Annotated in this window: 8 protein-coding genes; 5 read left to right on the forward strand and 3 right to left on the reverse strand. The window is 76.5% G+C overall.

The features are described from left to right. Positions 1–153: 153 nt before the first annotated feature. Both ACFPBZ_RS29100 and ACFPBZ_RS29105 read right to left on the reverse strand, forming a co-directional pair. Positions 154–1,362 carry a PQQ-dependent sugar dehydrogenase gene (locus ACFPBZ_RS29100; RefSeq protein ID WP_378039605.1) on the reverse strand — a complete coding sequence of 403 codons (1,209 nt, stop codon included), beginning with the start codon at positions 1,360–1,362 and terminating at the stop codon, positions 154–156. Positions 1,363–1,431: 69 nt separating this feature from the next. After that, positions 1,432–1,782: a DUF2795 domain-containing protein gene (locus ACFPBZ_RS29105; protein WP_378039606.1), complete on the reverse strand. Its 351-nt coding sequence runs from the start codon at positions 1,780–1,782 to the stop codon at positions 1,432–1,434. Positions 1,783–1,870: 88 nt separating this feature from the next. On the opposite strand from ACFPBZ_RS29105, the gene ACFPBZ_RS29110 reads away from it, so the two are divergent. Genes ACFPBZ_RS29110 through ACFPBZ_RS29120 form a run of 3 tightly spaced genes read left to right on the forward strand, consistent with a single transcriptional unit; the run spans position 1,871 to position 7,050 of the window. Then, complete coding sequence (locus ACFPBZ_RS29110) at positions 1,871–3,577, forward strand: sensor histidine kinase (RefSeq protein WP_378039607.1); 1,707 nt, start codon at positions 1,871–1,873, stop codon at positions 3,575–3,577. Further along, positions 3,565–4,203, forward strand: coding sequence for a response regulator (locus ACFPBZ_RS29115; protein ID WP_378039608.1), 639 nt, complete (start codon positions 3,565–3,567; stop codon positions 4,201–4,203). Before ACFPBZ_RS29110 ends, ACFPBZ_RS29115 begins: the two co-directional genes overlap by 13 nt. Before the next feature lie 39 nt (positions 4,204–4,242). After that, entirely contained in the window at positions 4,243–7,050 is a 2,808-nt protein-coding gene (locus ACFPBZ_RS29120; protein ID WP_378039609.1) for an FAD-binding and (Fe-S)-binding domain-containing protein, read from the forward strand. Between the two features lie 32 nt (positions 7,051–7,082). Here the strand turns inward: ACFPBZ_RS29120 and ACFPBZ_RS29125 are convergent, their stop codons facing one another. Beyond that, complete coding sequence (locus ACFPBZ_RS29125; RefSeq protein ID WP_378039610.1) at positions 7,083–7,838, reverse strand: glutaminyl-peptide cyclotransferase; 756 nt, start codon at positions 7,836–7,838, stop codon at positions 7,083–7,085. 110 nt (positions 7,839–7,948) lie between these two features. Here ACFPBZ_RS29125 and ACFPBZ_RS29130 point away from each other — a divergent pair, with 110 nt between their 5' ends. Then, positions 7,949–8,719 (forward strand): DUF3027 domain-containing protein, encoded by a 771-nt coding sequence (locus ACFPBZ_RS29130; protein ID WP_378039611.1) that lies wholly within the window; start codon positions 7,949–7,951, stop codon positions 8,717–8,719. Positions 8,720–8,725: 6 nt separating this feature from the next. Then, positions 8,726–9,887, forward strand: a 1,162-nt coding sequence (locus ACFPBZ_RS29135; RefSeq protein WP_378039612.1) for a sacsin N-terminal ATP-binding-like domain-containing protein, incomplete at its 3' end; no start/stop codon positions are given.

Genomic DNA, 9,887 nt, shown 5'->3' on the forward strand with positions numbered 1-9,887 from the left:
CGGGCGGCGGGGTGCCGGGCGGCGGGACGTCCCAGCCCGGCGGGCCGTAGCGGGCGGTCGGCCGGGGCGCGGGACCGCGCGGGGCCGGCCCCACGGGTGGGCGGGGCGGGGCGCCCTCGGGACGGGCGCCCTGCTCCCACCACCCGGGCCGGGTCACCCCCGGGTGACGCGCAGGACGGAGTCGTCGCCGCCGTTGTCGGTGGTCAGGTAGAGCGCGCCGTCGGGCCCGAGGCGGACGCCGCGGAGGCGGCCGAACTCGCCGTCGAGCTCTCCGGGGGTGGAGACGGACACGATGCGCTGGGCGTCGGGTCCGGTGCCGGGGCGCATGAACAGCAGCTTCTCACCCTTCTGCGCGGCGACGGCGAAGGCCCCGTCGAGGTCGCCCCAGCCCGACCCGGTGAGGAAGTCGCCGCCGCTGGTGGCGATCGTCGGGTCGCCGGAGCTCCACGCGGCGGGGACCGCCTCGGGGTAGCGCTCGAGGTCGGTCATCGCCACCGACTCGTCGTACCCGCCCGGGGTCTCGCCACCGCGGGAGGGGTCCCAGCCGTAGTTGCGGCCCGGGATGACGACGTTGACCTCGTCGTCGACGTCGGAGCCGTGCTCGACCGACCACCCGGTGCCGGTGCCCGGCTGGAACGCGACGGCCTGCACGTTGCGGTGCCCGAAGCCGGAGACGAGCCGCTCGGCGGCGCTGCCCGAGGAGGCGAACGGGTTGCCGGCGGCGGGGCCCCCGGTCTCGGGGTCGACGCGCAGCACCTTGCCGCCGAGCGCGGAGCGGTCCTGCGGGATCGTCGCGCGGGCCGTGTCGCCGGTGCCGACGTAGAGGGCGCCGTCGGGCCCGAAGGTGGGGCGGCACCCGGAGTGGCGGCCCGACGGGTTGATCGGCAGGCCGCCGACCAGCGGGTCCTTCGTGCGCGTGGCGCTCGCGCCGTCGGCGGAAAGCTGCCAGGCGACCACCCGGATGTCGACGGGGCGCCCGCCCTCGGCGTGGGTCTGGCAGGTGACGAAGCGCCCGGAGTCGTCGGGGTAGGCGGCGAGCCCCATCAGCCCGCCCTCACCGCGCGCGTAGACGTCGCCGAGGTCGGCGGCGACCGGCCGCACCCGGCCGTCCACGACGGTGGAGAGGGTGCCCTCGCGCTGGGTGACCACCATGCGGTCGCGCACCCAGGTCACGTCCCACGGCTTGTCCATCCCCGACGCCACGGTCTCGACCCGCAGCGCCCCGGTGGCCGGGGCGGGGGCGCCCGACGACGGCGGCACGGAGGTGCCGGTGGCCGCGCTCGGCGAGGTCGGCGCCGAGGAGCACGCGGTGAGGACGACGGCGGCCAGGGCCGTCGCGGTGAGCAGGGGAGCGGCACGCACGGGTGAATCATGCCTGCCGCGACGTGGGTGTCCGGTGTGAGCCCGGGCCGGGCCCGGCCCGGGTCGGGCCTACGGCCCCACCCGGCGGCGCCGGTGGACCGGGGGCAGCGCGGCGAGGGCCGCGGACACCTCGTCGGGCCCGGTGTACGTGCGCGGCGGGAGGGCGCCGAGGGCGGCCCGGGTGACGAGGTCGACCCCCTGGGCGTCGACGTGGGCGAGCAGCTGCCACGGCCGCACCGGCCACGGGGCGCCGGCGTAGACCGCCGAGAACAGGGCGCGGACCTCCGCCGGGTCGCGCCCGGCCGGGCCGACCTGCACCCGGACCTCGTCGGGCTCCCGCGGCCGCGGGGCCGGGACGCGCCAGGGCGCGGTCTCGGGGGTGAAGAGCACCGGGGGCCGGGGTGCGGACCGAGTGGTCATGGACACCGGACGCTAGGAGCGCGCCGGGCCTCCCGCCAGGGACCCAGGTCCCGTGGACCCGCGGCCGGACGCGTGCCAGCCTTCGCGGGTGCGGAGACCGGCCACGGGCGCGCCGACCACGGCGTTGTGGCTGCTCGGCGCCCTGGGTGCGGCCTTCGCGCTCGTCGAGGTGGAGCTGATCCTCGGCGGCCCGCCGGAGGGCGTCGCGGTCGGGCTGGCCTACCCGGCCGTCGCGGGCGTCTACCTCGGCGCCGGGCTGTGGGCGTGGGCGCGGCGTCCCGGCAGCCGCATCGGCCCACTGCTCACCGCCGGCGGCGGGGTCTGGATCCTGTGCGGGCTGGCCAGCACGCCGGTCCCGGCGCTGGTCGGCGTGGGCATCGTCGTGGCGACGGTGCCCGTCGCGATCGTGCTGCACATGCTGCTCGCCTTCCCGTCCGGGCGGTTGCGCGGGCGCCGGGTGACGGGGCTCGTCGTCGGCGGCTATGTCACGACGACGGTGCTGCAGGCGCCGGTATGGCTGTGGACGGCGTCGTCGCCGTTCCGGGTGGCCGACCGCCCCGACCTGCTGTTCGCGGGGCGCGCGGTGAACGCGAGCTGCGCCTTCCTCGTGATCGGGGCGACGGCGCTCGTGCTGCTCCACCGGCTGCGCGCGGCGCCCACGTCCGACCGTCCGGTGCTCGCCCCGCTCTACCTCTACGGCGGGGGCGCGGTGCTCGGCGTCGTGGTGGTGGCGAACCTGCGGCGGGTCGTCCCCACGAACCCGCTGGTCGTCGAGTGGGTCCAGCTGGTCGCCATGGCCGGCATCCCGATCGCCTTCGCCGCGGGGATCCTGCGCGGCGGGTTCGCCCGCACCGCGGCGATCGAGCAGCTCGGCGTCTGGCTGGGGAGCACCGACCGCGGCCGCGGGGAGGTCGGGCCGGCGCTGGCCCGCACGTTGGGCGACCCGTCGCTGACCCTCGCCTTCCGCGGCGACGACGGCGGCTGGGTGGACGGGGACGGCCGGCCCGTCGAGGTCCCCGCCGGCCGCGACCTGGTCCCGGTCGAGCTGGCGGGCCAGCCGGTGGGCGCGATCGTGCACGACCCGTCGCTGCAGCCCGACACCGAGACGGTCCGCGCGGCCGGACGCGTCGTCGCGATCGCGGTGGACCGGGAACGTCTGACGACGCTCCTGCTCGCCGAGCAGGAGCGGCTGCGCGAGTCCCGGCTGCGCCTCGTCGAGGCGGGCGACCGGGAGCGGCGCCGCCTCGCCCGCGACCTGCACGACCGGCTGCAGAGCCGCCTCGTGCTCCTCGCGCTGCGGGCGGGGACCGCGCGGCCCGAGGAGGCGGACCTGGAGGCCTTCCGCCGGGACGTCGACGAGGTCGCCGCCGAGGTCCGGCTCATCGTCGCCGGCGTCATGCCCGCGATGCTCCTGGAACGGGGCCTCGTCGCGGCGGTGCAGGACATGCTCGCGCGCACCCCGCTGCGCACCGGGCTCATCAACGACGACGAGGACGCCGACCCGGGCCGGCTGCCCCCGTCGGTGGAGGGCACGGCGTACCACGTGGTGGCCGAGGCGATCACCAACACGGTGAAGCACGCCTCGGCGGCCACGCTCGAGGTCGGGCTGCACCGCCGCGGCGGCCTGCTGCACGTCTCGGTGCGCGACGACGGGGTGGGCGGGGCCGCCGGCGGCGGCGGGACCGGGCTGGGGGGCCTCGCCGACCGGGTGGAGGCGCTCGGCGGCCGGCTCGCGGTCGAGAGCCCCGACGGTGGCGGGACGCTGCTGACCGCGGAGCTCCCGTGCGAGTGGTGATCGGGGAGGACGAGGCGCTGCTCCGCGAGGGGCTCACGCTGCTCCTGGGCCGCGAGGGCTTCGAGGTGGTGGCCGCGGTCGGTGACGCCCCGGCCGTCGTCGAGCACGCCCGCCGCCTCGCGCCCGACCTCGTGCTCACCGACATCCGCATGCCGCCCGACCGCACCGACGACGGCCTGCGGGCGGCGGTCCGCATCCGCGCGGCCCAGCCCGGGGTCGCGGTCGTCGTGCTGTCCCAGCACGTCCACGGGCAGTACGCCGTCGAACTGCTCGGCGCCCGGGCCCGCGGCGTGGGCTACCTGCTCAAGCAGCGGGTGGCCGACGTCGGGAACTTCGTGCGCGACCTGCGCCGGGTCGCCGACGGCGACGTCGCCCTCGACCCCGAGGTGGTCACGGCCATGCTGGCCCGCCGGGACGACGGGGTGGAGCGGCTCTCCGCCCGCCGCCGCGAGGTGCTGGGCCTCGTCGCGGAGGGGCGCAGCAACGCGGCGATCGCCCGCCGGCTCGGCATCACGGAGAAGGCCGTGGTCGCGCACGTGTCCGGGGTCTACGAGGCCCTGGGGCTCGCCGACGACGCCGACGACCACCGCCGGGTGCTGGCCGTCGTCCGGTACCTGACGCGCTAGACCCGTGCGTCCCACCCGATCCGGTGCGATCGTGGACGCGTGACGGCCACCACCACCACGCTCGTCGACTCGCTCCGCGGCGTCATCGCCGACCCGGAGCGCGTGCGGCACCGCGCGATCGACCTCGCCGCGCACGCCAACGACGCCTCGCACTACCTCCTGCAGCCGCAGGCGGTGGTGCTCCCGGCGGACGCGGCGGAGGTGGCGGCGCTGCTGCGGCTCGGGGTGCGCGACCGGCTGCACCTCACGTTCCGCTCGGGCGGGACCTCGCTCTCGGGGCAGGGCGTCACCGACGGCGTCATGGTCGACACCCGCCGGTTCTTCCGCGGCATCGAGGTCCTCGACGGCGGGGCCGCGGTGCGCCTGCAGCCGGGGCTGACGGTCAACGAGGTGAACGCCCGCCTCGCCCCGTACGGCCGCAAGATCGGGCCCGACCCGGCGAGCTCGGCCGCCTGCACCATCGGCGGGGTCGTCGCGAACAACTCGAGCGGCATGAGCTGCGGCACCGAGTTCAACACCTACTCGACGCTGCGCAGCCTCACGTTCGTGCTCGCGAGCGGCACCGTCATCGACACCGCCCGGCCCGACGCCGACGACGAGCTGCGCCACCGCGAGCGCGAGCTCTACGAGGGCCTGGCGGAGCTCACGAGCAGGGTCCGGGACGACCGGCACTCCGTCGAGCGGCTGCGCCACCTGTTCTCGATGAAGAACACGATGGGCTACGGGCTGAACTCGTTCCTCGACTTCGACCGGCCGATCGACGTCCTCGCGCACCTGATGGTCGGCAGCGAGGGCACGCTCGGCTTCGTCGCCGACGTCGTGCTCGACACGCTGCCGGTCCTGCCGCACGCGGCGACCTCGATGCTCGTCTTCGCGAACACCGCCGACGCCACCGACGCGCTGCCCTCGCTGCTGGAGGCCGGGGCGAAGACCCTGGAGCTGCTCGACGCGCGGGCGCTCGTGGTGGCGCAGTCCGACCCCCGCTCGCCGGAGTCGGTGCGCGGCCTGGAGGTCGACGGGCACGCGGGCCTGCTCGTCGAGTTCCAGACCGCCACGGCCGAGGAGCTCGACGGGATCCAGGCCGACGCCGAGCCGGTCCTCGACGCCCTCCCGCTGACCCGGGAGGCCGGCCTCACGCGGGAGCCCACCGCGCGGGCGTCGCTGTGGGCGCTGCGCAAGGGCCTCTACACCGCGGTCGCGGCGGCGCGCCCGAGCGGGACGACGGCGCTGCTCGAGGACGTCTCGGTGCCGGTGCGGACGCTCCCGTCGACCTGCGACGGGTTGACCGAGCTGTTCGACCGCCACGGCTACGAGGGCTCGGTGATCTTCGGGCACGCGAAGGACGGCAACGTCCACTTCCTGGTCAACGAGCGGTTCGACGACGAGGCCTCCCTCGAGCGCTACCGCGTCTTCACCGACGACATGGTCGACCTCGTGCTCTCCCAGGACGGCACGCTCAAGGCCGAGCACGGCACCGGGCGGATCATGACGCCCTTCGTGCGCCGCCAGTACGGCGACGAGCTCTACGGCGTGATGCGCGCGGTCAAGGACCTCTGCGACCCCACGGGCCTGCTCAACCCCGGGATCATCCTGTCCGACAACGCCGACGCGCATCTCACCGATCTGAAGATCGTGCCGACCGTCGACCCCGAGGTCGACGCCTGCGTCGAGTGCGGCTACTGCGAGCCCGTCTGCCCCTCGCGGCGGGTCACCACCACCCCGCGCCAGCGGATCGTCCTGCGCCGCGCGGCCGCGAAGGACCCGGTCCTGGCCGCGGCCATCGAGGCCGACTACGCCTACGAGGCCGTCGACACCTGCGCCGCCGACGGCATGTGCGCCACCGCCTGCCCGGTGCGGATCAACACCGGCGACCTGATGAAGCGGCTGCGCGGCGAGCGCCACTCCGACCGTGCCCAGGCCGCCGGGCGCGCGGTCGCCGAGCGCTGGCAGGGCGTCTCCGGCACCGCCCGGATCGCGTTGAAGGCGGCCGCGACGGTGCCCGGGCTGGCCGCGGCGGCCTCGGCGGCGGCGCGCCGGGTGCTGCCCACCGACCTCGTGCCGCTCTACTCCCGCGAGGTGCCCACCGGCGCCGACACCCGCCCCGACGCGGTCTACCCGGCGAACCCCGACGTCGTCTTCTTCCCCACCTGCCTGCACCAGGTGTTCGCCCCGGAATCGGGCGACGGGTCGGCGCACGCCTTCCTGCGCCTCGCCGAGCGGGCGGGGGTCGTCGTCGCGGTGCCCGAGGGCATCGGTGGGATGTGCTGCGGCGTGCCGTGGGAGTCCAAGGGCTTCACCGAGGGCAGCCGCACGATGGCCCGCCGCGTCGTCGACGGGCTGTGGGGCTCCACGCAGCAGGGCCGGCTGCCGGTGGTCGTCGACGCGTCGTCCTGCACCCACGGCCTCGAGGGCATGACGAAGCTCCTTCCCGACGATGCCCGCGTCGCCTCGCTGCGCTTCGTCGACGCCGTCACCTACACCGCGACGGAGATCCTGCCCAAGCTCGAGGTGACCTCGCGGGCCGCGTCGCTGACCCTGCACCCGACGTGCTCCACCACCCACCTCGGCATCGGCGACGAGCTGCGGCTGCTCGCCGAGGCGGTGGCCGACGAGGTGGTGGTCCCCACGGCGTGGGGCTGCTGCGGATACGCCGGCGACCGCGGGATGCTGCACCCGGAGCTGACGGCGGCGGCCACCGCCGAGCAGGCCGCCGAGGTGCTCGCGCACCCGACGGAGCTGCACGCCTCCTGCAACCGGACCTGCGAGATGGGCATGTCGAAGGCGACGGGGGAGACCTACCGCCACGTCCTCGAGCTGCTCGCCGAGAGGTGCGCTGCGCGCACGTGAGCACTAATCCGTGCCTGGAGGCGGATCAGTGCTCACGGGGCGCGGAGCGCCACCCGGAAGGTGGTCGGCCAGCGCTTGCCGGTCAGCAGGAACTCGTCGGTCCCCGGGACCGCGGCGATCCCGTTGAGCACGGCGTCGGGGTCCGACCGGGTCTGCGCGGGACGCAGCGCGGAGGCGTCGACCACGGCGGTCACCCGCCCGGTCGCGAGGTCGACCCCGACGATCCGGTCGGTCTGCCACACGTTGGCCCAGACGGTCCCGCCGACGCACTCGAGCTCGTTGAGCTGCGACACCCCCGTCTCGAGGGTGCGCCGCGGCGCGAACGTCGCCGGGTCGCGGACCACGAGCGTCGTCGAGCCGTCGCTGGTCACCAGGTCGCCCCCGGTGTGGCAGATCCCCCAGCCCTCGCGCTCGAGCGGGACGGTGCGCCGGACGGCGAGGGTGGCCGGGTCGCGCTCGTAGGCCACGCCGTTCTTCCACGTCAGCTGCCAGATCGCGGTGGGGGTCACCGTGATGCCCTCGCCGAACTGGTCGGCCGGGAGGTCCACGGCGCGGCGCACCGCCCCGGTGGCCGGGTCGGTCTCGCGCAGCTGCGACTGCCCGACGAGGCCCGTCCCCTCCCACAGTGCGCCGCCCGCGATCTCGAGCCCCTGGGTGAAGGCAGCCGGGTCGTGCTGGGTCGTCGCGAGGACCTGCACCGTCAGCGGGGTGGCCGAGGGCGGCTCGTCGGGAGCGGAGGACGAGCACCCGGCGACGAGGACGAGGACGAGCGCGAGGCACCACCGCACCGGGGAAGGCTGTCACGTCGGGTGCACCCCCGGGGGCCGCTCGGCCGTCGCTGATCGACCACTCGGCGCCCCGCGCGGAGCGGGCGCCGGAGTGCGGCACAATCGGTGGCGTGCAGGATCTCGCCGACCCCACCTCCGGCACCGTGCCCGCCCTCCTCGCGGACGCGGTCGATCTCGCGCGCGTCGCGGCGGTCGAGGCCGCCGACGGCGAGGCCGCCGAGGTCGGGGAGCACCTCGACGTCGAGTTCGAGGACGCCTCCGCCGCCACCCACTACTTCGCCGCCGCCAAGCCCGGCTACCGCGGGTGGACCTGGGCGGTCACCGTCATGGGCACCGACGAGGTGACCGTCGGCGAGATCGCGCTGCTCCCCGGCGCCGACGCGGTGGTCGCCCCCGAGTGGATCCCGTGGAACGAGCGGGTCCGCGCCGAGGACCTCGCGCCCGGCGACCTCCTGCCGGTCGACGAGGACGACGAGCGCCTCGTCCCCGCCCACGCCTCGCTCGAGGAGGGCGACGACCCCGACCAGCTCGCCGACGTCGCCGACGAGCTCGGCTTCGGCCGGCCCCGCGTGATGAGCCCCGAGGGCCGCCTCGACGCCGCGGTCCGCTGGAGCGACGGCGACTTCGGCCCGGGCGCGGAGATGGCCCGCGCCGCCTCGGCCCACTGCGGCACCTGCGGGTTCTACCTCTCGCTCGTCGGCTCGCTGCGCGGCACCTTCGGGGTCTGCGGCAACGGCAACGTCCCCGCCGACGGGCACGTGGTGCACGCCGAGTACGGCTGCGGCGGGCACTCCGAGCTGCAGATCGACACCGGCTCGGTGGTCATGGTCTCGGAGCTCGTCTACGACGACGGCGTCGAGATGGAACCCAGCACCAGCTGACCCCCGGTGCCTCCCGACCCCTTCGGCACCGCTGCGCTGCGCCGTGCCGTCCTCGACGCGTGGTCGGCCTCGCCCGCGCGCCTGCGCGAGGACGCGAACGCCGAGGAGGACCTCGTCCGCGGCGGGTACCGCGACCGCTGGTTCGTCGAGCTCGCGCAGAACGCCGCCGACGCCGGGATCCGCGCCGGGGCGCCCACCACGCTGAGCGTGCGCACCGACGGCACCGAGCTGGTCGTCGGGAACACCGGGGCGCCGCTCGACGCCGCCGGGGTCGCGTCGCTCGCCTCGCTGCGGGCCTCAGCGAAGCGGGGTCCCGACGAGGCCGTGGTCGGCCGGTTCGGGGTCGGCTTCGCGGCCGTACTCGACCTCGGCGACGCCCCGCGCGTCGTCACCCGGATTGCGGACGGCGTCGTCGGGGTGGCCTTCGACCGGTCCCGCACCTACGACGAGGTCCTCGCGCTCGGCGGGGCCGTCGCCGACGAGGCCCGCCGGCGCGGCCCCGACGGGGTCCCGGCGCTGCGCCTCGTGTGGCCGGCCGAGGACACCGACCTGCCCGACGACGTCACCACCGCGGTGCGCGTCCCGCTCGCGAAGCCGGCCGACGAGCTGCTCGACCAGGTGCGCGCCGAGGCCCGCGACCTGCTGCTCGCGCTGCCCGGTCTCGGCGCGGTGGAGGTCGAGGGACGCGGCCGGCTCGAGCGTCACGACGACGGCGGCGGCCGCGTGACGGTCGGCGGCGTGGTGTGGACGACGCTGCGGTGCGGCGGGGAGCTGCCGCCGGAGCTCCGGCACGACGAGGCCGGACGGGACGCCCTCGCGGTCGAGGACCGGGGACGCACCCGGTGGGAGGGGCTCTGGGCGTGGACCCCGGGCGCCGACCCCCACGACGTCCTGTACGCCCCGACCCCCACCGCCGAGGGCACCACGCTGCCCGCGCGGCTCGTCGTCACCGTCCCGCTCGACGCCGACCGCCGCCGCGTGCGCCCCGGGCGGCTGACCACCCACGTGCTGCGGGCGGCCGCGGCGCACCTCCCGGAGCTCGTCGCCGCGCTCGCCCCCGCCGACCGCACCCGGTTCGTCCCGGGGCACGGGCTGCCGGCCTCCGAGGTCGACGCGGTGCTGCAGGAGGCCGCGACCGACGCGCTGCGCCGGGCCGCCTGGCTCCCGG

Origin of the sequence: Actinomycetospora atypica, assembly GCF_042653685.1 — a bacterium.
GTDB classification, from domain to species: Bacteria; Actinomycetota; Actinomycetes; order Mycobacteriales; family Pseudonocardiaceae; genus Actinomycetospora; species Actinomycetospora atypica.